We start from the raw sequence: 22,101 nt of genomic DNA, 5'->3' as shown, positions 1-22,101 counted from the left end.
TGTCTGTTTCGGTAGGCAACAGGATAGATGCGATTGACATAATTGATGCAAAAAATTAAATCTGAAGTTTATCCTCTGTACTGTGATACTATTTTCACGTAATTCCCGCAGGCCGGTAATACTCTTATGCGCGGGAATTTCGTGAGGCAGATGTTATAAATTGTTGACTGATAAAAACTTGAACGTAGTACAGCGGGTAAATCATGAGTCAAGCGCAATCATTATATGACCGAATGGCTAACACCAGCCTGGTTCTCAGGATTATTATCGGTATTGCCCTGGGTGCTGGTCTGGCGGTTGTTTCGCCGGAAACTGCGGTGGCCATCTCTTTTCTGGGCTCCCTGTTTGTCGGGGCCTTGAAAGCGGTAGCCCCTGTGCTGGTATTTGTACTGGTGGCATCTTCCATTGCCAACCAGAAACAGGGGCAGCACACAAACATGCGGCCGATTGTTTTCCTCTATATTCTTGGCACACTGGCGGCTTCTTTTGTCGCGGTATCCATGAGTTTTCTTTTCCCGGTGACCTTGACGCTGGTGACCAATAGCGGTGCAGCCCTGCCTCCGGAAGGTATTATGGAGGTTCTCCATACACTGCTGTTCCAGGTCGTGCAGAACCCTGTTGAGGCTCTGCTGACAGGCAACTTTATTGGTATTCTTGCCTGGGCCATCGGTTTGGGCCTGGCATTGCGTCATGGCAGTGAGTCTACGCGGGTTATGGTGCATGACCTGTCCATGGCGGTTTCTGCCATTGTACGCTTTGTCATCCAGTTGGCTCCCATCGGTATTTTCGGGTTGGTTGCCAATACCATTGCCCAGACCGGTTTTGGGGTGCTGGCCGGTTACAGCAAGTTACTGGCGGTTCTGATCAGCAGCATGTTGATGATCGGGTTTATTGTTAACCCGTTGATCGTTTACCTGAAGATTCGTCAGAATCCTTTCCCCCTGGTGCTGCGCTGTATCCGGGAAAGTGGTGTGACGGCCTTCTTTACCCGCAGCTCGGCAGCCAATATTCCGGTGAATATGCAGCTGTGTAAAAGCCTGGATCTCCACGAAGATACCTACTCAGTGTCCATCCCCCTCGGGGCTACCATCAATATGGCAGGTGCCGCCATTACCATCACCGTAATGACGCTGGCAGCGGTTCATACACTGGGTATTTCCATTGACCTGCCAACCGCTTTGATGCTCAGCATCGTGGCTGCTGTTTCTGCCTGTGGCGCTTCCGGTGTGGCCGGTGGTTCCTTATTGCTGATCCCGCTGGCCTGTAGCCTGTTTGGTATCTCTAATGATATTGCCATGCAGGTTGTTGCTGTCGGTTTTATTATTGGCGTGATTCAGGATTCTCTGGAAACGGCGTTGAACAGTTCTACCGATGTCGTCTTTACGGCGGCAGCATGCATAGCGGCTGAACGCAAGGCGGCTGGGCGGGCAGAGCCTCCGTCTGTGAGCGTTTAAGGAGTTGTCTGGAAATACCTCCCTATTTTCATTGCCTGACTCCGTTCGGACTGAGTGCTGAGCTTGTCGAAGTATCGAAGGGTGGTGCCACCGAACTTCGATACTTCGACAAGCTCAGCACTCAGGGTGAACGGAAATCGGTAACTTGTTAAAAGACAATTCCTGACCATCGCAATCAATGCGTCATAGTCAACTATTAAAGGGTTTCAATGAGTTTGATGGGTTGTCGTGCCTCCGCACTCGGTTCGTCCTGAGCCTGTCGAAGGACCCATAGGGCCTAAAGGCGGAAACTCCGGACTCTGATAGATCGTGCCAAGCACCCTTCGACTCCGCTCAGGGTGAACGGAGATTGTAAACATCAAACTCATTGAAACCATGTACTGGATTGCCGGATACCGCTCAGGGTGAACGGAGATTGTACACGTCAAACTCATTGAAACCATGTACTGGATTGCCCGATACAAAGAGCGGCCTGTTTGAATCAGTGGGTATCGGGCAACTTATGAGGTCAGGAGGTCTTTGCCTGCTTCCAGGGCTTTATAAGTGCATCCTGCAGGCGGTGAGTCGCTGGTTCGAGTCGATGGCAGTGTATAGTCAATTGACCAGGGCAGGCTGGCTTTTTCAAGTTCTCTGATTTGCAGCTCAAGGTGAGTTTTGAATAGTGGGTCTTGGCTCAAGTCGGGTATGCTGCTGGCTGAATAGTTTGTTTCACCTTTAAGGCAGTCATGTAACGCCCGCCGGGTGACCATTTTCATTCTTGCTTCCCGGATCTGTTCCTCCTTTTTCAGTTGCTGTTGTTCACACTTTTGCCGGGACTTTGCCATTATGACTGTTGCTGTCAGATGATCTGGCAAGTGCGCCATGGTTGTTTCGCTGCAGTGATGCGGCTTCTGATGAAATGGTTGATCGTCAGCCTTGTCTGCCCCCAGTGATAAAGACTGAAGTTGTCGCATATGCAGCAGTTTAAACAGGTACTCTCCTTTGTGAAGATCAATATGATAGTTTTCAACGGTATCCATAATTGCCTTGATATTTTCTCCGGGGCAGTCAGTCCCGCAGGAATGCTCTAAAAATGCATTGATTTCCTGTTCAAGGTTTATTAGCTGGTAGGGAAACAGTGCTGCATCCAGTGGTGGGAAATACAGACGGGCTAACTGTTGGTTGAAATCAGCAAGGTGATCCGGATTGGCTGATATATCATCCGGGTCCCTGAGAGCATTTTCCACCAGTGCTTTTGCCCGGACAAAATGGAGGATGTGTTGTGCGTCTCTTGCAACATCGGACTGACACTTTTCCCGAACCGTTGACTTGATACGTTGAAGCATCTCTTCTTTATAATGCAGCTGGTGCCAATACTTGCTTAACTCTCTGAGAAGCTGGTTTTGTTGCCAGTCCTGCCACCCACTCAGTGCCTGATCTCTGACTTCTGACATCTTTGCCCGGGTATCTTTATTGATCTGATGGGCTTGCTGTCTTGCCTCAATGGCCTTTGGACTGTCTTTGGCAAAGGTTCGTTTCATCTGTTCTGAAATGGTTTCAGACAGTGATGTCCAGACTTCATCCAACCCATTATAGCGTCGGGCGACAAAGCAGCTGCTGCCAAAAAAGGTAATGATCCCGATACAGGCTGTTGTTAGCCAGGGGCTACTCAGTAGAAGAACAATGTTAAAGACATTAACCAACAAAATGGCGGCAGTGGTAACCACTGACGACACGCCGAGAATGCCTGCCACCTTTTTCCGCTCTGCTGCTAACTCACTGCGAGCTGCAATACTGGCTGGGTTGGCTTTGGCGTTGTTGATTTTCTCCTGGTATTTATCAAAGCGCATAACCAGCGGATCCAGAACAAAACCCAAAACATTACCAACGACACTGGTGCGTCGGCCAATATGATGGGCAAGTCTGACGGTTGTCTCCGGGGCCATGGCGGCGAGGCAGTCAGAGGTCAGCCCCAGGGTCAGGCTGGGCATTAAATCCCGGGCACAGCGCAGGTTATTCAACAAACGGAAAATCGCCGGCTTCATCTGGCTGAGACAGTGTCTGGCAAGATAGGTGGATAATACATTCTGTGCGACTTTTTTAGCCTTGTTGATCAGGGTATCCAGACTGTTGCTTAAAAATATTTCGATCACTGGCAGTCCGGTATGAAACGCGGTAATCATGTCCCGAAGCAGCTGGAACCGTTTGATCACCGTAGCCACTTGCGGATTTTCCAGTGGGTCAACATCCAGTGGCTGTGGTTTGTCGCCAGAAAACAGTGAAGCCAGAGCATGACCGCGCATGCAGATCTCAATGCTTTCAAGCAGGCCTGTTACCGATGTGTCCTGCCCAAGCAGGCTTTTCAGCTGAGGCATCAGGAGTGCAAAATCACCCCACATTACCCGAAAAAACTTTGGGTTTTGTTGGGCTACTTTCAGTATTGTACCCAGAGTGTCGGTTATTAAGGCGTGGATTGGATTGTCGGCAGAGAACAGTGACGATATCAGCCCTTTGCCTTCTTTATAAAGAAAGCCCAGTGCATTGGGCAAGCCTGATGCGTTTAGTCCCTCCATCAGTTCGTCGGCTTTCTGGCAGATGGTCCTGCTGGCTTGCGACCCCCAGTTAAACACATCGCCAAAGAGCGTTTTAAATTCTTGATAAGGATCATAATTCAGTAATTTTAAATACCGCTTGCGATACAGCTCGGCAATGCTGTCTTCAATGCTTTCTTCTTCCTTGCGGATAAAATTCAGGTAGCTGAGATAGTATGCATAGGAGTCAGGGTTCAGTGGCCGCAGGCCCACGCTTTTTCTGGATCTTGCCAATTGCCAGAGCACATCAATATTCTGCTCGAAATGTTCACAGGGCAGTATGCCGTCAGGCGCATCCTGGTCGATCAGGTGAATCAGAAGCTGCTGTTGAGCATAGGTCATATCGTAGTAGCACTGCATCCAGTGCAGGCAACTGTCGTAGCTGTCATCCTGTTCACATCGGTTCATTGCATCAATGAATTGTAATGTGGCCAGGTAAAAAGACTGCTCGGGGGTATTGCTTTTTTGTGCCAGTACGGAGCGTATACGATTCGCAGCGGGGGGCTTGAGGAAAAACCAGTGTGGAAACAGGCCCGGTTGGTTTGGCCGTGATTGGTTGCTCAGAAAATGGTGAATTAACTGGGCAGAAACCTGTTGTTCTATATTGGCAAGGCGGCCTGGTTTTTTTTCGGGGGGCGACTGGTTTTTTGCCGGGTTCAGTAATCGAAGAATAAGGATATGTTGTCGTTGATCCATCAAGCTGGGCAGACTGGCTTCAGCTGGAGGTGATTTAAGCTCATGCTCAAGGCGTTTGGCGTGGAGCCAGCCGATCTCGTTGTCCAGTTGCGTCGCTATTTCTGGCATAAGATCCTGCCTGGTCAGGCGACTGAATAAAGCCTGAACACTCTCTGCTGTACACCCTTGCTGATCAGTCGCCAGGGCAAGTTTAGCCGCCTTTATATGCCTTATGCCGCGATACCGTTTTACGTTCAGGCAAACCAGATAAGTCAACACTTTTAGTATGGTTTCAGGTTGTTCCCTGATGTAGTGATTAACTGTTCTCCTTTTGCAGGTGTCTGTTCCGGAAACGGGTACTTTGACTGGTGCGAGCTGTATAAGCTCGTTAAGAACGATTTGAGCGGATTTTTGCAGATGATAGTTTGCCAGACTCCACATAGCCCCCCTTAAGATGATTTCACGCTCTTTGCACTGGTAGCCCAGCGGTCTCAGCCAGGTAGTGGGCTTAAGGGGTTTTGGGTCTTTAAGTTGATTACCCTCGACGTTGTCAATGGCGGTGGCTAACTGCTTTGACGATAGCCTTCCTTTTTGTACCAGGAAGTCGGCGTCCATTTTTGCTTCCAGGCAGTACACATGGTATTCACGCTCAAATTTTCTCAGATTCTTCAATATCGCGAGCTGGCACCTGACATTGTGCTGATCACATTCAAGGTCGTTGAGGTTTTCTCTCAGGATTGCCAGATTTTTCGCCAGGGCGTCCCTGAACCCGGTACGGTTTTGCATCCGGGATTTCTGGAGTTGTTCAAAGGTCTCTATTGGGGTGCTGCCCAGCTTCGCAAGCCGACTTTTCAGAATCTCAAGGGCGGTTCCAGGGAATAAAATAAGCAGGGCCTGTAAAATGCCGTGTGGATAGAGAGCAATCATCAGTTCAGGCTGGTCATCTTCCCCATCAATGGCAATGTTGCTGGGATTGCCATAGATGTGTGGTGAGAGTTTTACGACGGGCAGTGACTGTTGGTAGATTTCCTGCAGTTCTGCTGATCTGTGATGTGTCCTATGGACGACGCTATCTTTTTTGTGGGAAGCGTCTGCCGTTTTACTGTCGCTTTCTTCCGACTCATAGGTTGTGCTTGAGCACTCTTTTTCGGGTTGAACACTTTTGGCTTGCGCTTTGCTAACGGGTTGCCCCCTGCTATTCAGATCACTGTCGATGGCATCGACATCTATGGGCAACTCAATGTCTTGATCCTCTTCATATTCTTCACTGAAGCATGGCATATCAAGATTGATATGATCCAGGGCCTCTGAAGGTGTTGGCAGGACGGCATTGGCGAGTTTTTTTATGCCTGACAGAATATACTGCGCCGTAGAATGCCAGTAAGAGCTTTCTGCTTCTATTGGTGCTTTGACGTTGTCTTGTTCACCGATAGCCGGGTCAGCTTGTGCAGTTGGAGCCTCCGTCGTGTGTTCTTTGACTGGCCTGTTCTGGGGGCTGATGCCTTCAGCCTCACAATGGCAACTATCCAGTGTACAGGTGCTGTCGCCAGAGCGGGTGTCAGTATCTGTTGTGGCCGTTTTTTCTGCCCCCTTCCTTTTTAACGACGGTGTTTCTCTGTTTGAAGACTCCAGGCCGTTCCGGGATGAGTCGGAGCAATAGCTGATCTTATCGAGCTGAACCGGTCGTGTTTGACGGTGGTGAATAGGGGTGTTGTTGAAGTCCGGACATTCACGGATATCTGCTGTGTTAAGAAGCTGCCGGGGTGAGTCTGTATTAACGGGAGTGTTTAGGGGGAAATACGACGATGCAAGTACCGACTGCATTATTTAGCCTGAACGTTGAATAACTTTAACCAACTGTTCAGACCCGATGGGGAGATGATGGTTTCATCTGCTTATTGTAAATGTTTTGGCCGTTTTTCCTTCCGTAGTCTGAATCGTTCAAAACACCCACTCAAACAGGGTATGCACTCCTTTGCTACGCAGTTGTATGCGATTGAGCAGCAAAAAAAGCGATTAAAGTATTCAGGGAGGTGCTTAGTGATAGTCCCTCTTACGGTAGATATTAAGAGGCTGTTTTAAAAATTATTGATCATTAACTCAGAATAACTCTGTTGTCATTCTGTACAGGGATTATGTACAGGATACATCTCACATAGATGTGAACGCGCTGGCCGTTGGCTATCTCTACAAGATGGATTCCGTACATTAATCCCTGTACGGAATGACAACGGAGTAAAGTAACCAGTTTTCTGACATTTTCAAAAACCAAAAAAATCCGTATAACTTATTGAAATTAAATGTTTTCCCTGGATACTCTGTAGCTGTAGGAAATATTTTCAATCCCGATAATCTCTTCCAGCTGCGACCACTTCTGTTTAACGGTTGAAGAAGGAATTCGATTCACCTCTGCCTGCCCGAACAGTTTGTTCTTGATCAAGTCACCGTCGGTCAGGGGGGTTCCCCGGTTATTCAATACATTGAAGAGTCGGTAAGACGAGGCAAAATCCTCCGTACGAACAAATACAATAAACACATGACGCAATAGGTAGCGGGTAAATTTGATCAACGTTGCTTCATCATGGTCGGCCAGATACTCACCAATGACCCTGAAATTGTTGATGAACAGGTTCTCAGTATGAGTCGGTTTTACGGGAAGATTAGCATGCTTGCCCATGACAACATGATTGGTAAACAGCTCGTACTCTTTCATGCGAACCTGCAAGCGGGGTTCTTCCGGGGTGTCTGCATACGGGTCTTCATGGAGGATGCGCTCCTGGAGGTCGGCTTTCACTTTGACATTGCTGATGAGCTGACACAGTTTTGCACAAATCAGCGTCAGCGTGGTCAGGCGTTGCTGGCCATCTACCACCTCAAACCGGTAGTCATTTTTCGGATCCTGAATACAGATCAGACTACCAATAAAATATTAGTGATGCTACGCAAAGCACTGGCTTTTACCTCTGCCAGAATATCAGAAATTTTCAGTGTTTTCGGAAGTAAGCGTATGGGACTCAGGGTAATTTTATTGGGCACTAACCCTTTAATTTCGCAGCCTGTGGTCAGCGCTGAGAAGCTCGACAACGCATGGCAGATTGCCATCTCTGTATGGCTGTAAAATCTGGGGGTATAAGTGAATTTTGGCCTTAGCCAAAGAGAATGACGGTGGGTGTTATTACCTCTATTTTGCTTCAAAATCGTTCAAATTTAAGGAGAGCGGTTCCAAATGATTTTGCTCTTGCTGCTATAAAGGATCCATAGAGACAAAAGGGATTAGAGATCGTATAATCCTCCGAATTTTGTCTGGCGCATACTGATCGATAACTCCTATGTATAAATTGACACGAAGTGCCCTGTTTTGCCTTTCTGCCGAAACTGCCCATGATTTTGCCATGGAAATGATCAGTGCGGGGGGGCGTCTTGGTCTTACCCGGTTGATGGCTCCTGCTGTCCCTGCCAAACCAAGGGAAGTGATGGGACTGACCTTTAACAATCCGGTTGGGTTGGCAGCGGGGCTGGATAAAAATGGTGAGTGTATCGATGGTCTGGGTAGTCTGGGCTTTGGCTTTCTTGAGCTGGGAACCGTGACGCCGGTGGGGCAGCCCGGCAACCCCAAACCAAGAATGTTCCGTATCCCTGAGAGAGAAGCGTTGATCAACCGTATGGGGTTTAATAATCTGGGTGTGGATCAACTGGTCGCGAATGTTCAAAAGAGCCGGTACCAAGGCATTATCGGTATTAATATTGGCAAGAACCTGACCACGGCTGTTGAAGATGCCAACCAGGATTATCTCACCTGTCTGCGTAAGGTATATCCCTACGCTGGTTATGTTGCCGTTAACCTCTCTTCCCCGAATACACCGGGGTTAAGAAAACTGCAATATGGTGATGCCTTGAAAAGCCTGCTGTCAGTGCTGAAGGAAGAACAGGCGTCACTGGCTAAAGCCCATGGTCGCCAGGTTCCTCTGGCCATCAAAATTGCCCCGGATATGACCGACGATGAAATAGCCGCAGTTGCTGCCGAGTTGGTGTCGTATGAGCTGGATGGCGTAATTGCCACCAATACGACACTGGATCGAGATAAGGTCAGCGGCTTTGCGACAGCCGAGGAAGCGGGAGGACTCAGTGGTGCGCCGTTGAGTGATAAGTCCACGGCAGTGATTCGACTGCTTGCCAGTGAGCTTTCCGGTAAGCTGCCGATTATCGGCGTCGGTGGTGTTATGGATGCTCAGACGGCCGCTGATAAGATCCGGGCGGGGGCCAGCCTGGTGCAGATATATTCGGGCTTTATTTATAAGGGGCCGGAGTTGATCCGAGAGGCTGCGGAAGCCGTCTATTCTGTTGATGCATGAGAAAGCGCGTTGATCAAGCGGGTGATGTCAAAAAGCCCCGGACGGGGCTTGTTGACAGCGCAATCAGAGCTGGTTGGCTGAATAGGAGTGAGAGAAGTTATACATTCGGTGTAACCCCGAGATTCCTGTCATTCCTTCCCAGTTATCAACTCGACCTTCACGCCAGCCACTTAACCACGACTGGCGCAAATCTGCCTCCTGATGGGGGCAGATATCCCTGGAACGGCCAGACAGGCCCACTTGGTATCCTTTATTAAAGGCTCTATCTGATTTATCCCTTTTGAGTCTTTTCAACATGGTAATGCCTCTTGCTGATATGGTTTTTGACGGCCTCCCTGGCGCCTCGGGCTTGGTTCAGAATGACCGGACAGCTGACTTCACCCCGTGGTGGAGGTAACTAGTCGCAAGTGCTAACTGTCCCCCAAAAGACAGTGCGGGTAAAGTGTCGACTGAAGAAGGTATTCACCCAAGGAAAGTCAACATTCTAAGTTTTATCCAAATCTGAAGCTTTTGTTGAGAAAACATTGAGAATTTTTAGTTAAGAAGAGCTGTTTTTTAGCTTTTTTCAGGAATATGACGTTATGAGTACAACGATGTTGACTCTGTTTGCCAGTTGTCCCAAGGGGGTAGAATCCCTGCTGGCAGAAGAGCTGAAGGAACTGGGAGCCAGTGAAGTGGCGGAGACGGTTGCCGGAGTCAGCTTTGCCGGTCACCTTGAGTTGGCCTACAGGGCTTGCCTGTGGTCTCGTCTGGCCAGTCGGATTCTGCTGCGCATCGGCGAAGTGGATGCTTCTGACAAGCATTCGCTGTATCGGGGTGTGCAGTCGTTTGACTGGGATGATCATCTGGATCAGGGCTCCAGTTTTCGGATTGATTTCAATGGTTCGACACCGGATATCACCCATACCCGCTTTGGCTCCCAGTTGGTAAAGGATGCCATTGTTGATCAGCTGCGTGATCGTTATGGCTGGCGGCCATCTGTGGATAACAGCAAGCCGGATCTGCGGGTCAATGTGCACGCCAGAAGCGGCAGGGCATTTGTTGCCATTGACCTGTCCGGCCAGAGCCTGCATGAGCGCGGTTACCGCCTGGAAGCCGGTGAAGCACCCCTGAAAGAAAACCTGGCGGCAGCGATTTTGTACCGTGCCCGCTGGCCTGAACTGGCGAAACAGGGCAGCACACTGCTGGACCCTATGTGTGGTTCAGGCACCTTTCTGATTGAAGGTGCCATGATGGCGGCGGATATCGCGCCGGGATTGCTCAGGGCCCGTTTTGGCTTTGATAAGTGGATGGGGCATATTCCCAAAATCTGGTTGGCAGTACTGGAGGAAGCCCGTGCCCGTCGCACGGCTGGCCTGGCTGCGATTAAGACGACCATCGTCGGATATGAAGGTCTGCCAAAAATTGTCGGGAGAGCCAGGGCCAATATCCAGCGTGCCGGGCTGGGTAAGCTGATTACTGTCAAACAACAGGAGCTGGCCAGTCTGAAGGTTGACCCGGAGATTCCAGCCGGACTGGTGATTGCTAACCCACCCTATGGTGAGCGTATGGGTGATGAGGCCAGTCTCGTTTATCTCTACAAACACCTTGGCGAAAAAATCAAACAGCAGACGCCGGGTTGGCAGGCGGCGATCTTTACCTCTTCACAGGCGCTGGTCAGAAGTCTGGGCATGGGGCCGAAGAAAAGCTATACCCTGTTTAATGGTGCGCTCTCCTGCAAGCTGTTTCTCTATGATGTTCGTGAGCGACAGGCTGACCAGCCTGCTTCCGGGCAGAGCCGTGTGGACAGTGCGGCTAATACCTTATTCAAGGCCAGCACCGCCGGTGGTGAAATGTTTGCCAACCGCTTGAAGAAGAATCTGAAGCAGTTGGGTAAGTGGGCCAGGAAAGAGAGTGTCGACTGCTATCGCCTGTATGATGCGGATATGCCGGAGTATGCCGTTGCCGTCGATCTCTACAGGGATTGGGTTCATGTGCAGGAATACGCGGCACCGAAAAGCATTGATGAGACTAAGGCCCATCAGCGTCTGCTGGAAGCGCTGGAAGTGATTCCCGGTGTATTGGGTATTCCGGATAGTCATGTGGTCTTCAAGCGTCGTGAACGTCAGTCTGGCAAGCGGCAGTACGAAAAGCTTGAGCAGTCCGGTGATATGCTTGAGGTAAAAGAAGGGGATTGTCGTTTACTGGTGAACCTGAGGGACTATCTGGATACCGGACTGTTTCTGGATCACAGGAAAATGCGCCTGCGCATTGCCCGGGAGGCCGCAGGTAAAGATTTCCTGAACCTGTTCTGCTACACCGGAACGGCAACCGTTCATGCCGCCGTGGCCGGTGCGGCCAGTACCACCAGTGTCGATCTATCGAATACCTACCTTGGCTGGGCCAGAAAGAATCTGGCGCTCAATGGCCTGGTGGACCGCAAACACCGGTTGGAGCAGGCGGACTGCCTGCAGTGGCTGAAACAGGAGACACGGAACTATGATCTGATCTTTATGGATCCCCCTACCTTCTCAAACTCCAAGCGGCTGCGCGGGGTATTTGATGTGCAGGAAGCCCATGTTGAGTTGGTCGAGCGGGCAATGGCCAGGCTGAAACCGGGTGGGGTGCTCTATTTCTCCAACAACTTCCGACGTTTCCAGCTGGCCAAAGAACTGGAGCAGAAGTTCAGTGTTGAGGAGATCACTGCTACTACCATTGATCGGGATTTCCAGCGGAGACCGGGTATTCATCGTTGCTGGTGTATTCAGCGCTGAGTACTGAAGATGTGAGCATTTAATTCAGTAATATTTATAGTCCATATTAATCTTTGTGGTTATAAAGCCTCACTCTTATAGTGCATGCTGTTAAGTTATGGATTGATGGGGAAAATAATGAATCTGGAGATGATTAATCAGGATCTGTCGACTCTGAGCCCGCAGGCTATTATCCAGTGGGCCGTCCAGCGTGCTGAAAAACCTGTGCTGACCACCAACTTCGGGCCCCATGAAGCGGCCATTATCCATATGGCCACCCGGGTCAAGCCGGATATCCCGGTGGTCTGGATCGATTCGGGCTACGGTACTGACGCGACGTACCGCTTTGCTGATCAGCTGATTCGGCGTTTGCAGCTTAATATCCGGGTTTTTCACCCACAATACAGTCGTGGTTTTCGTGATGCCATTTACGGTGGTGTGCCGGAGGTTGATACCCCGGAACATGATGAGTTTACCCGGCAGGTAAAACTGGAGCCTTTTGCCCGTGCCATGGACGCATCAGCACCGGATTACTGGCTGACCGCCATCCGTAAGGATCAGACTGAATTCCGGCAAAACCTTGATGTGGTCAGTCTGACCAACAATGGCTATTACCGGGTGGCACCACTCCTTAACTGGACGGAACTCGATGTTGAGGAGTACCTGGTTACTCACGATCTGCCCATCGAGGAAGATTACTACGACCCGACAAAAGTATACGGACACCGGGAGTGTGGTTTGCATACTTCTGTGGCGGGTTAGGAACTGGCATTCGGCATTTCTGGTAAGGAATAGTCCTTGAATAATTTACACATTTCGGAGCCTCCGAACTCCGTTCGTCCTGAGCCTGTCGAAGGGCGTTAACTCCGAGGCATGATAGATTGTGCCAGGCACCCTTCGACTCCGCTCAGGATGAACGGAGAGTGAGTTCTGAAAGTCGGAATTATTTAAGGACAATTACTAAGCGCTTCCCGTTACCCGCCACCCGAAAGAGACAGGCCGCTTATTTACTTTTTACTGCCGCCCCGGCAATCCGGTGATGTCGGGGCGGTCTGGTTTCTTGTCTGCCACTCAACGGGGGTGTAAGTGTGTAGCGCCAGCGCATGAATCTGCTCTCGCAGTTCGTCAGCCAGCAGTCCATAGATCATCTGGTGCCGTTTGACCGGCATTTTCCCTTCAAATGCTTCACTGACAATCACTACCTTAAAGTGTGACTCTGAGCCCGGTGGCGTGTTGTGCAGATGGCTCTCATTGGTTACATCGATTAAGTCATTCTGTAAGGACTCATTCAGCTTATCGATGATATTTTCTTTCATTCCCATACATCACCTCTTCAGTCCCGGCCCGAACGACAAGGAGTTTGTCTTACCTGGCAATTTCTTTCTGGCACATTATAAGTAGCTAACCCTGTGAAATCATATATTTCTAACGCCTTGCACTGGTTTATGGATGATTTTTTTTCATGGTCTATGCTCATACCACCTTATTGCAGAAGCCCTCCGCTCAGTTGTTTTCAGGCTATACGGCGAAGTTCTCCTTTTACATGATATTAAAGGTGCAGGTCTTATGGGAAATCCGGATAAAGGTTTTGCTGGCAGAACAGTGAAGTCAGCCATAACCTTTCTGTCTGCTGCAGTGATTATTGCCGCCTCCTCAACCATCGCCCATGCGCAAAAGGCAGAAGCCTCCGATAAGGACAGCGATGATGGTGTACCTCTCTATACGGTGCAGGCTGACGGGGAGTCCGGTGGCAAGCTCCAACAAAAAAGAAGGGCGAATATCAATCCACAAAACCTCAGTGTATCCAGGGATTTTAAATTCTATAACCAGGTTGCCGCCCTTGACCTTACCGACCCGGTGCAGGCAGAAACTTTTCTGAAGTTTATGGATATCCGGTTGGCAGAAAAGAACCTGAATGAAGAGGTGGTACTGGTCGGTAACAATGAGTCCGAAACCAGGGCAAAGGAAGTGGTGGTGCCGGTTGAGCAGACAGTAGTCACAGCAGAGCAGCAAAGAGCCTTAAAACCTGAGGTGGAAAATGAGACAGGTGTTGTACGTCAAATGCCTGTCAACACCGCCATTACCAGAGATTCAAAAGCACGGGTGGCAAAAGTTGTCAGGCCTGCAAAACTCGATAAGGGGAGGGAGCAGCAAGGGCCGCGTTCAGGGAGTGTACAGAAGGACAATAGCAAGGTCAGTGAGGCAAAGTCAGCACTGGTTAAAGAAAAGGACCAGGCAAGATTGGCCCGGGTAAATGAGGCCCGTCTGGCAAGGGAGCAGGCCAGAAAGAAAGCCGAAGAGCAGAGGCTGGCACGGGAAACGGAAGAGAAAGCCAAAGCGGAAGAGTTAAGGTTGGCTGAGGAACAGCGCAGGGCTAAGAGAAAAGCCAAAGCCGAAGAGTTGAGACTGGCTAAAGAAAAGCGAAAAGCAGAGGAAAAGGCCAAGGCCGAAGCGTTGAGAGCGGCTGAAGAAAAGCGGAAAGCGGAGGAAAAGGCCAAAGCCGAAGCCTTGAGAATGGCTGAAGAAAAACGGAAAGCAGAGGAAGAGAAAGCCAAAGTTGAAGCGTTGAGAGTGGCTGAAGAAAAACGCAAGGTAGAGGAAGAAAAAGCTAAAGCTGAATCGTTGAGACTGGCTGAAGAAAAACGAAAAACGGAAGAAAAAGCCAAAGCCGAAGCGTTGAGAGTGGCTGAGGAAAAGCGCAAAGCGGAAGAAAAGGCCAAAGCCGATGAGTTGAAAGTGGCTGAAGAAAAGCGGAAAGCAGAGGAAAAGGCCAGAGAAGAGAAAGTAGCCGAAAAGAAAAAGCACGAAGCTGCCCTGGTGCAACAGGAATCAGATAAAGCAAAACCATCCAAAGAGGCCGCTGTCAGCATTCTACCCAGCCGCCCTGTGGCGTATCAGATTGCAGCAGAACAGGATCCCGGCATCATCAACTTTGATCAGGCCATTACCCGCCGCTTCAAGGTGGCAGGCTCATACCTGGATAAAGGTGAACACGGCAATAATATCGTCAAGGATCATAGAGGCCGGGAGTTTATGAATGTTATGGCCTTCTGGGATGTGCTGGTGGAACACCGGGACAACGGTGAGCATTATTACTACGGCAGCATTCAGTTCCCCCTGGGCAGTCGCCATCCGGCCATTATTAAAAGTACGGTAACCGGTGATGAAATCGCGCTGGGGTGTAAGGCTGGTGAAGTTCTGGTATTGAAGGGCTTTGAGACAGAAGGGATTGATTATACCCATGGGCTGGTGGATGCCTACCTTGCCCACTCCGTGGTTATGCCAGATGGAACGATCGCCTTTCAGGAGGTGGTGCGTCAGCCTTCCTTCAGTCTGGTTAATGCAGAAACCGGCTGTATGTCCCGCGATATATTCTCAAGAAATCATGTGGATCCGGAAAGGATGGGGCATGACAAAACCCTTGATGCGTTACCGGTCAGAGAGTAATTAGCCATTCTTGATCACCATCAGGCGGTCGCCTGCTCTTGCCTCAGAGTGAATCCAGGCACTGAATGGGCTGCCCCCTGCGGAGCGAGCAATAATGCACTCCAGTGTTTGTGACTCGTCGTTGACGCCGGTAACCGGGTAAGTGGCTTCAAAGCCTTCATTGGATACCAGGGTAATATGTTCGCCAATGGCAACCTCGAAAGGCAGGCGGGTGGATAACTTGATGATGACTTCCGTTGAGCTGAGTGACGTCAGCTCAGTAAGAATGCCGGGTACTTCATCCCGGGTAGGCAGTGCCAGGCTTAAATTACCAGTTACTTTGGTCTGACAGGCGAGAATATAGCCTTTTTTGATTTGCTCAGCAGTCAGTAACGACTGGGCTTCTGTCGGTACAAGCCCCGCTGTCACCCGAAGCATGCAGGAGTGACAGACCCCGGCCCGACAGGACCAGGGTGCCCTGGCATGCTGGCGCAGTAATCCATCCAGAAGGTTCTCGTTCTCATCCATCGGGTAACTGTTGCCCTGAAATTGAATCTTCGGCACGGAAAAAAACCTGATATGTTGCACAGTGAATTTGGTGTGCAAGTTTACAACCTGCAATCGATAATACCAGTTGTACTCATAGTACATGGTTTCAATGAGTTTGACGGGTTGTCGTGCCTCCGCACTCCGTTCGTCCTGAGTGCTGAGCTTGTCGAAGCATCGAAGGACCCATAGGGCCTAAAGGCGGAAACTCCGGACTCTGATAGATCGTGCCAAGCACCCTTCGACTCCGCTCAGGGTGAACGGAGATCATACACGTCAAACTCATTGAAACCATGTACTAGGAGGCTGACCGAGAATAGCGCCCGTAGCGAGGATGGCAGAAAATTGAGGATAAAAATTCGGTTTTGTGAGGTGAATAGCGGGGCTATTTGCCGAACAAAAGCGGATTTTTAGACCAATTTGCTGCCACCGCAGTAGGGCAGTCTATTCTCGGTCAGCCTCCTAGGAGCCTGTCGGACTTAAGCGTCCGTAGCGACGCTTTTTGAGAAAACTTTACCTCTCCTGCGGTTAATCAATGTTATTAGCTTTTGGCGTTGGTATAATCCCCGTCAAAATAAGATGAGGTTTGCCTGCCGTTAAAACTGTGCAAATGGGCATAATGCTCTCAGTTTATTGCACAGGTTCAAATCGGCAAGGTCGGATTGCGGAATAAAATCGTAGAACAAGGGGTGAAAACCAATGAATGTTGTGATTCGGGAAGATGATTTAATTCTGAGTGTGGCGGACGCACTGCAGTTTATTTCCTACTATCATCCCATTGATTTTATTGATGCGGTTTATCAGGCCTACCAGAAAGAAGAGTCCAGGGCGGCGAAAGATGCCATGGCTCAGATTCTGGTGAACTCCAGAATGTGCGCCATGGGCAAGCGTCCTATCTGCCAGGATACCGGTATCGTTACTGTTTTTGTCCGTGTGGGTATGAATGTACGTTTTGATACTGACCGCTCCATTGAAGACCTGATCAACGAAGGTGTTCGCCGGGCCTATACCCATCCGGACAACGTACTCCGTGCTTCCGTCCTGGCCGATCCTGCCGGTGCCCGCACAAACACCAGAGACAACACGCCAGCGGTTATCCATATGACCCTGGTGCCGGGAGACACCGTTGAGGTGGAACTGGCTGCCAAAGGTGGTGGCTCTGAAAACAAATCCAAAATGGTTATGCTCAACCCATCCGACAGCATTGTTGAGTGGGTGAAAAAGACGGTACCGACCATGGGGGCTGGCTGGTGTCCTCCCGGCATGTTGGGTATCGGTATTGGCGGTACCGCTGAAAAAGCCATGCTGATGGCCAAAGAAGCCTTGATGGAACCCATCGACATTCATGAACTCCGTGCCCGTGGTCCGCAGAACCGGGTGGAAGAGCTGCGTCTGGAGATTATGGATGAAGTGAACAAGCTGGGCATCGGTGCCCAGGGCCTGGGTGGTTTGACCACCGTGCTGGATATCAAAATCAAGGATTACCCCACCCACGCCGCTTCTCTGCCTGTGGCCATGATTCCCAACTGTGCCGCCACTCGCCATGCCCACTTTACCTTGAACGGCAATGGTCCGGTATATCAGAAAGCACCGAATATTGATGACTACCCGGAAGTCAGCCTGGATATGGGCGAAGGGGTGCGCAAGGTCAATGTCGACAATCTGAGCCACGATGACATCAAAAGCTGGCAGCCAGGTGATACTGTGCTGCTGTCTGGCAAGATTCTCACCGGTCGGGATGCCGCCCATAAACGCATGGTGGATATGATCTCCAAAGGGGAAGAGCTGCCGGTTGATCTGAAAGGGCGCTTTATCTACTACGTAGGCCCCGTTGACCCTGTGCGTGATGAAGCCGTTGGCCCGGCTGGCCCAACCACCTCAACCCGTATGGATAAGTTTACCCGCACCATGCTGGAGAGCACCGGTCTTGCCGGTATGATCGGTAAGGCAGAGCGCGGCCCGGCAGCCATTGAGGCTATCAGGGATAATGAGTCTGTTTACCTGATCGCCGTCGGTGGTGCCGCTTACCTGGTCTCCCAGGCGGTGAAAAAGGCGGAAGTGCTGGCCTTCCCTGAACTGGGAATGGAAGCGATCTACGAATTTGAAGTGGAAGATATGCCGGTGACGGTAGCGGTAGACTGCCGTGGCGAATCGGTACACAACACAGGTCCGCAGATCTGGAAAAAGAAGATCGAAGAGCAGGTGCTGAAGATTCAATAAGCCAGACAATCCCCGCCCTGCCATTACTGGCAGGGCTGCAGGGGAAATTTTTCATTCAGGCGTACATTTCAGAAGTTCTTTTTTCAACAAATAAGGCAAGTTGAAAGAGGACATTGTTTGTTTATCAAACGCAGCCCTCAGCCTTCTCTTGCACAAAGTTTGCAGACCGGGAGGCTTTTCCAGAGGGTCGTAGCCTAATTTCTGAGTGACTGTTCGGATAACATCCGGTGTCGAGCTTCTTTGAGGACAGCCGCCGTGCTGGAGCAGGTCAAAAGCAATTTCATAAAACCTGTTTTCGTTGGCCCAGAACAGGGGGGTACCTTTACCCTGGTCACGGCTATGAACATCTGCCTTATGCTGCAACAATAACTTCACCACCTGGTTATGTCCTTGAGCTGCTGCCAGCGTCAAGGGCGTATACTTTCCAGTGGTCCTGCCGTGAACATCGGCCCCTGATTGCAACAGTAGTTCAACAAATTTAATTCGCCCGGATTGGGCCGCAATAGCCAGCGAAGTGCATGGAAAGGTATCACAATCGATGCAGTCAGGATTGGCTCCCGATTGCAACAGAAGTTTCACTAACTCCATATCCCACTTGGCGATGGCCGCTGAAAGTGGTGGAAATGTTCGGTTTTTAAGGCCGTTTACATCATTCGCATTATGCTGCAACAGCAATTTCACGATCTCGATGGGGGCTTTTTCAACAGCCAGTCTCAGCAGGCCTTTCCACGGGCCTTGCCATTGTGCACTATGTTCCAATAACAGCTTGACTACGTGAACATGCCCGTGCATGACCGCTTTGCTCAGGGAATTCTCCCCATAGCTGTTGTCACAGCTTTGAATGTTGGCTCCATAACTCAGCAGTAGCCTGACAATCTCAGTATATCCCCTGACCGCAGCCTTTCGCAGTGGTGTCCCACTTCCGGACGTTTGGCTATTAACGTCGGCCCCTCTATTTAGCAGCAGGCTTATCGCCCCAATCTGGCCATACTCTGCCGCCAGAGTGAGGGGCGTTGCTGCTCCGCTGGTATGGCTGTGAATATCTGCGCCGTGCTCCAGCAACAGGCTGATCGCTTCAACCTGCCCATATTTTGCCGCCTGAGCCAGGGGCGTTTCCTCTCCTCGGGTATGGCTGTAAATATCCGCGCCGTGCTTCAGCAACAGGCTTATCGCGCCAACTTGTCCATATTTTGCCGCCTGGGCCAGTGGCGTTTCCTCCCCGCTGGCATGGCTGTGAATATCCGCGCCATGCTCCAGCAACAGGCTTATCGCGCCAACCTGTCCCCGCCGGGCAGCCTGGGACAGTGGTGTTTCCCCTCCGCAGACATGGCTGTGAACATCCGCACCATGGGCCAGCAACAGGCTTATCGCCTTAATCTGTCCACGCTTGGCAGCCTGAGACAGCGGTGATTCCGCTGCGTGGGCATAGTAGTAGATATCCGTGTCATATCTCCGCCAGACAGCCATGGGGCGCAGTATTTTCCCCGCGCGGACATGGCGGTCAATATCCGCGCCATGCTCCAGCAGCAGGCTTATCGCCTCAACCTGTCCCCACCTGGCAGCCTGGGTCAGGGGAGTCCGTAAGCCGATGGTATTGCCGTTAACGTTTGCCCGGTAATCCAGCAACAGCTGCATTACTTTGATGTTACCCCGGCCAGCAGCCGTAGCCAGTGGTGTCAGGCCCTTGGCATCGCAGTGGTCAACAGGTGCCCCGGACTCCAACAGCAACCGGGTTATGTCAGATAACCCGTATATGGCAGCCCGGCTTAATGGAGTAAGCCTGGAGGGGGACTGGCAGGCAGGTCGCTTGAGCAATTGTTCGTTGCTGCCATCAACCTCTGCACCATTTTGCAGTTGCCACGCCACCATCCTGATATCACCGGACTCAACGGCGCAATTCAGTGGGAGTATGTTGGCAGAGTAGGCACCCACACAACGGTTGTCGTCGGTAACAGCCAGGCCGTTGGTCCTGACTCCGGACTGCATTGCCACAGACCGTTTGCGACCATTGGGTGGTGGTAATCCATTGCGATCGGATGTTGCCAGATCGCCGGGGCCAGAGCTTGGGGGAATCTGTTTTGCACAAGCCGATAAAGCAGTGTCGACTAATGCCTTTGACGCCGCTGAATTTTCAGCAGCACCGGTTGGTGGCCAGCCAGGATAGCCCCTGGCATTAAGTGGTTGCATGGTAATTACCATCAGTCCGAATATGTTTCAGGATCCTTAGAGCAATCACCCTGAAAAAGGTTCCGGCCTGTTACTCACCAGGCGACAGTTGCCTGATTGCTGGTACTTACGCGCATCTTGCCAACCCCGGGATCTTTTATGCCCAGTGTCAGCCGGATATCGTTGATCACCAACTCATCGATGGCCGTAAGATTGAGGCTGCTATCACCAAGGTAGGAATAATTGGACAGTGTGAAGCTGGTGGCCATTAACTTCCAGGCGCATTGTCGGCTATCCAGGGCTGGATCAAACAATCCTTGTTTTTGGCCGAGGGTAATCACACCTCCAATCAGGTCTGTCAGGCTGACCATGGACTCACAATAGACCGTTTTCAGCTGTTCATTGCGCCACATTTCATCGGCAGCACTGAGCCACACCCGGTTTTCAAACTCACGGTCCGGGAAGTTTGATGGCAGTAACATCTGCAGCAGGGCTTCGTAGGGTGGTAATCCCTTAATGGCCTCCAGGTCGGAGTCAACGGATGATGATATGGCATAACGGATTACTTCGGTTTTCAACTCATCCAGCGACGAAAAGTGATGGTGGATGGTTCCCGTAGCGGCACCCATTTCGGCGGCAACCTTGCGGGCAGTTATGCCGGCAAAGCCACAGGACACCACCAGGGAGAGGGTGGCCTCCAGAATAGCTTTGCGTTTTTCATCCTTTGGCCTGTGTGTCATGATGCTGGTAGGTGGTGCGGTGGTTGCCGGTAAAGCCCTGGGGGCCGGAGATACACGCAGGGCGTCCAATATTTTTACCAAATCCCTGACGGTGATTGTTATCTTTGCCCTCACTGTGTCCAGCCTGGCACACTTTTTCGCCGGGGATATCGCGGCTTTTGTGGGAGCCGACGAGGAAGCACTGCCTTTGACCACGGAATATATCCGTATAATTTCGCCTTTTATGTTGTTCATGGGGCTGGCTTACACCTTATCGTATTTTGCCCGGGTTGATGATGCGCCAAATTATGCCCTGGCCGGGCTGGTGCTTACCGCCTTCACGAACATTGTACTGGATGCGTTGTTTATCAAAATGTGGGGCTGGGGTGTCAGTGGCGCAGCATTTGCCAGTGGTATCGCTTATACGCTGGGTACTGCGTTTCTGATGGTACGTTTCTTTGGCAGGCAGGCCCGCATTCGGTTGATTAAACCCTATGGTTCCTGGTCTGAGTTGTTCCGGGCTGCTTACAATGGCTTTTCCGAGTTTATAAATGAGATGTCCGGTGGACTGCTCATGTTCGTTATTAACTGGATTCTGATTATTGAAGCAGGCACTACCGGCGTTGCCGCCTTTACCATTGTCAATTATATCCTGTGGCTCAGCATCATGGTGGCATACGGCACTGCAGAAGCCCTGGGGCCTCTTGTCAGCGTTAACTTCGGTGCCAGAAAGCCAGAGCGTATTGTCAGCTTTGTGAGACTGGCTGTTGGTCTTGCCATTATGGTGGGTATTACCTTTGCGATGGCTCTGCTGGTTTATCCTGAGGAGCTGGCCAGTGTCTTTATTCAGAGTGACGAAGTGGCCACGCTGGCGCTGACCATGTCGATCATTGCCGTCATCTGGCCGACGTTTCTGTTTAACGGTATCAACATTACCCTGTCCGGCTATTTTACCGGTATGCATGCGGCTACCCAGTCCGCCCTGATTGCTGTCAGTCGTTCTCTGGTATTGCCCTTGGTGCTGATCATTCTATTCTGGAAAACCCTGGGGCTTGAAGGTGCCTTTCTTGCCCTGCCGGTGGCCGAACTACTGACGTTTGCCCTCAGTGTCACGCTGTTTTACCGGGCAACACCTGAAATGATGGTGGGTAAAGATGTGGCATCAGCGAATAATAAAGTGGGCAACTCAGGAGTCTGTCGTACTTAATACTGACGTTGTGTTTTGTTTCCAGAACCCACTG

At 50.8% G+C, this 22,101-nt stretch carries 14 protein-coding genes; 7 read left to right on the top strand and 7 right to left on the bottom strand.

Annotated features, from left to right (window positions below; genetic code table 11):
• Positions 1 to 203: 203 nt before the first annotated feature.
• Positions 204 to 1,454, top strand: a complete 1,251-nt coding sequence (sstT, locus tag ACO6UY_RS15815) for a serine/threonine transporter SstT (protein WP_422445798.1) — start codon at positions 204 to 206, stop codon at positions 1,452 to 1,454.
• Positions 1,455 to 1,954: 500 nt separating this feature from the next.
• Here the strand turns inward: sstT and ACO6UY_RS15810 are convergent, their stop codons facing one another.
• Positions 1,955 to 6,523 (bottom strand): hypothetical protein, encoded by a 4,569-nt coding sequence (locus ACO6UY_RS15810; RefSeq protein WP_422490554.1) that lies wholly within the window; start codon positions 6,521 to 6,523, stop codon positions 1,955 to 1,957.
• A 472-nt stretch (positions 6,524 to 6,995) separates the two neighbouring features.
• The gene (locus tag ACO6UY_RS15805) at positions 6,996 to 7,571 is read right to left on the bottom strand and encodes a DUF262 domain-containing protein (RefSeq protein WP_422490552.1); all 576 of its coding nucleotides are present in this window, start codon (positions 7,569 to 7,571) and stop codon (positions 6,996 to 6,998) included.
• A gap of 457 nt (positions 7,572 to 8,028) precedes the next feature.
• Here ACO6UY_RS15805 and ACO6UY_RS15800 point away from each other — a divergent pair, with 457 nt between their 5' ends.
• Complete coding sequence (locus ACO6UY_RS15800) at positions 8,029 to 9,051, top strand: quinone-dependent dihydroorotate dehydrogenase (protein ID WP_422445792.1); 1,023 nt, start codon at positions 8,029 to 8,031, stop codon at positions 9,049 to 9,051.
• 63 nt (positions 9,052 to 9,114) lie between these two features.
• Here the strand turns inward: ACO6UY_RS15800 and rmf are convergent, their stop codons facing one another.
• On the bottom strand, positions 9,115 to 9,348 hold the full coding sequence (rmf, locus tag ACO6UY_RS15795; protein WP_422445790.1) for a ribosome modulation factor: 234 nt from the start codon (positions 9,346 to 9,348) through the stop codon (positions 9,115 to 9,117).
• A 284-nt stretch (positions 9,349 to 9,632) separates the two neighbouring features.
• Here rmf and rlmKL point away from each other — a divergent pair, with 284 nt between their 5' ends.
• Positions 9,633 to 11,804, top strand: coding sequence for a bifunctional 23S rRNA (guanine(2069)-N(7))-methyltransferase RlmK/23S rRNA (guanine(2445)-N(2))-methyltransferase RlmL (gene rlmKL / locus ACO6UY_RS15790; protein ID WP_422445788.1), 2,172 nt, complete (start codon positions 9,633 to 9,635; stop codon positions 11,802 to 11,804).
• 117 nt (positions 11,805 to 11,921) lie between these two features.
• Entirely contained in the window at positions 11,922 to 12,545 is a 624-nt protein-coding gene (locus ACO6UY_RS15785) for a phosphoadenosine phosphosulfate reductase family protein (protein ID WP_422459694.1), read from the top strand.
• Between the two features lie 245 nt (positions 12,546 to 12,790).
• Here ACO6UY_RS15785 and ACO6UY_RS15780 read toward each other — a convergent pair whose 3' ends face one another.
• Entirely contained in the window at positions 12,791 to 13,099 is a 309-nt protein-coding gene (locus ACO6UY_RS15780; RefSeq protein ID WP_420810395.1) for a BolA family protein, read from the bottom strand.
• A 250-nt stretch (positions 13,100 to 13,349) separates the two neighbouring features.
• Between ACO6UY_RS15780 and ACO6UY_RS15775 the strand changes: the two genes are divergently transcribed.
• On the top strand, positions 13,350 to 15,230 hold the full coding sequence (locus ACO6UY_RS15775) for a hypothetical protein (protein ID WP_422490551.1): 1,881 nt from the start codon (positions 13,350 to 13,352) through the stop codon (positions 15,228 to 15,230).
• Here ACO6UY_RS15775 and ACO6UY_RS15770 read toward each other — a convergent pair whose 3' ends face one another.
• Positions 15,231 to 15,773: a 2Fe-2S iron-sulfur cluster-binding protein gene (locus tag ACO6UY_RS15770; protein ID WP_422459690.1), complete on the bottom strand. Its 543-nt coding sequence runs from the start codon at positions 15,771 to 15,773 to the stop codon at positions 15,231 to 15,233.
• Between the two features lie 681 nt (positions 15,774 to 16,454).
• On the opposite strand from ACO6UY_RS15770, the gene ACO6UY_RS15765 reads away from it, so the two are divergent.
• Positions 16,455 to 17,975: a fumarate hydratase gene (locus ACO6UY_RS15765; RefSeq protein ID WP_422445780.1), complete on the top strand. Its 1,521-nt coding sequence runs from the start codon at positions 16,455 to 16,457 to the stop codon at positions 17,973 to 17,975.
• 51 nt (positions 17,976 to 18,026) lie between these two features.
• Here the strand turns inward: ACO6UY_RS15765 and ACO6UY_RS15760 are convergent, their stop codons facing one another.
• Positions 18,027 to 20,162 (bottom strand): ankyrin repeat domain-containing protein, encoded by a 2,136-nt coding sequence (locus ACO6UY_RS15760; protein WP_422445778.1) that lies wholly within the window; start codon positions 20,160 to 20,162, stop codon positions 18,027 to 18,029.
• A gap of 74 nt (positions 20,163 to 20,236) precedes the next feature.
• Positions 20,237 to 20,881 (bottom strand): TetR family transcriptional regulator, encoded by a 645-nt coding sequence (locus ACO6UY_RS15755; RefSeq protein WP_422445776.1) that lies wholly within the window; start codon positions 20,879 to 20,881, stop codon positions 20,237 to 20,239.
• Between ACO6UY_RS15755 and ACO6UY_RS15750 the strand changes: the two genes are divergently transcribed.
• Entirely contained in the window at positions 20,880 to 22,067 is a 1,188-nt protein-coding gene (locus tag ACO6UY_RS15750) for an MATE family efflux transporter (protein ID WP_422445774.1), read from the top strand. The two genes, ACO6UY_RS15755 and ACO6UY_RS15750, sit on opposite strands and share 2 nt — an antisense overlap.
• The last annotated feature ends 34 nt before the right edge of the window (positions 22,068 to 22,101 follow it).

This window comes from Endozoicomonas sp. ALE010, assembly GCF_049310165.1.
Classification (GTDB): Bacteria; Pseudomonadota; Gammaproteobacteria; order Pseudomonadales; family Endozoicomonadaceae; genus Endozoicomonas.
Note: the sequence above shows the minus strand (reverse complement) of the source record. Positions and strands in the feature narration are given on the sequence as shown.

What these genes read in the sequence shown, in the direction of transcription:
- rlmKL (WP_422445788.1), top strand. Translation starts at nt 9,633, where the DNA reads ATGAGTACAACGATGTTGACTCTGTTTGCCAGTTGTCCCAAGGGGGTA.
- ACO6UY_RS15760 (WP_422445778.1), bottom strand. Translation starts at nt 20,162, where the DNA reads ATGCAACCACTTAATGCCAGGGGCTATCCTGGCTGGCCACCAACCGGT.
- ACO6UY_RS15800 (WP_422445792.1), top strand. Translation starts at nt 8,029, where the DNA reads ATGTATAAATTGACACGAAGTGCCCTGTTTTGCCTTTCTGCCGAAACT.
- ACO6UY_RS15785 (WP_422459694.1), top strand. Translation starts at nt 11,922, where the DNA reads ATGAATCTGGAGATGATTAATCAGGATCTGTCGACTCTGAGCCCGCAG.
- ACO6UY_RS15780 (WP_420810395.1), bottom strand. Translation starts at nt 13,099, where the DNA reads ATGAAAGAAAATATCATCGATAAGCTGAATGAGTCCTTACAGAATGAC.
- ACO6UY_RS15810 (WP_422490554.1), bottom strand. Translation starts at nt 6,523, where the DNA reads ATGCAGTCGGTACTTGCATCGTCGTATTTCCCCCTAAACACTCCCGTT.
- ACO6UY_RS15775 (WP_422490551.1), top strand. Translation starts at nt 13,350, where the DNA reads ATGGGAAATCCGGATAAAGGTTTTGCTGGCAGAACAGTGAAGTCAGCC.
- ACO6UY_RS15765 (WP_422445780.1), top strand. Translation starts at nt 16,455, where the DNA reads ATGAATGTTGTGATTCGGGAAGATGATTTAATTCTGAGTGTGGCGGAC.
- sstT (WP_422445798.1), top strand. Translation starts at nt 204, where the DNA reads ATGAGTCAAGCGCAATCATTATATGACCGAATGGCTAACACCAGCCTG.
- ACO6UY_RS15755 (WP_422445776.1), bottom strand. Translation starts at nt 20,881, where the DNA reads ATGACACACAGGCCAAAGGATGAAAAACGCAAAGCTATTCTGGAGGCC.
- ACO6UY_RS15750 (WP_422445774.1), top strand. Translation starts at nt 20,880, where the DNA reads ATGATGCTGGTAGGTGGTGCGGTGGTTGCCGGTAAAGCCCTGGGGGCC.
- rmf (WP_422445790.1), bottom strand. Translation starts at nt 9,348, where the DNA reads ATGTTGAAAAGACTCAAAAGGGATAAATCAGATAGAGCCTTTAATAAA.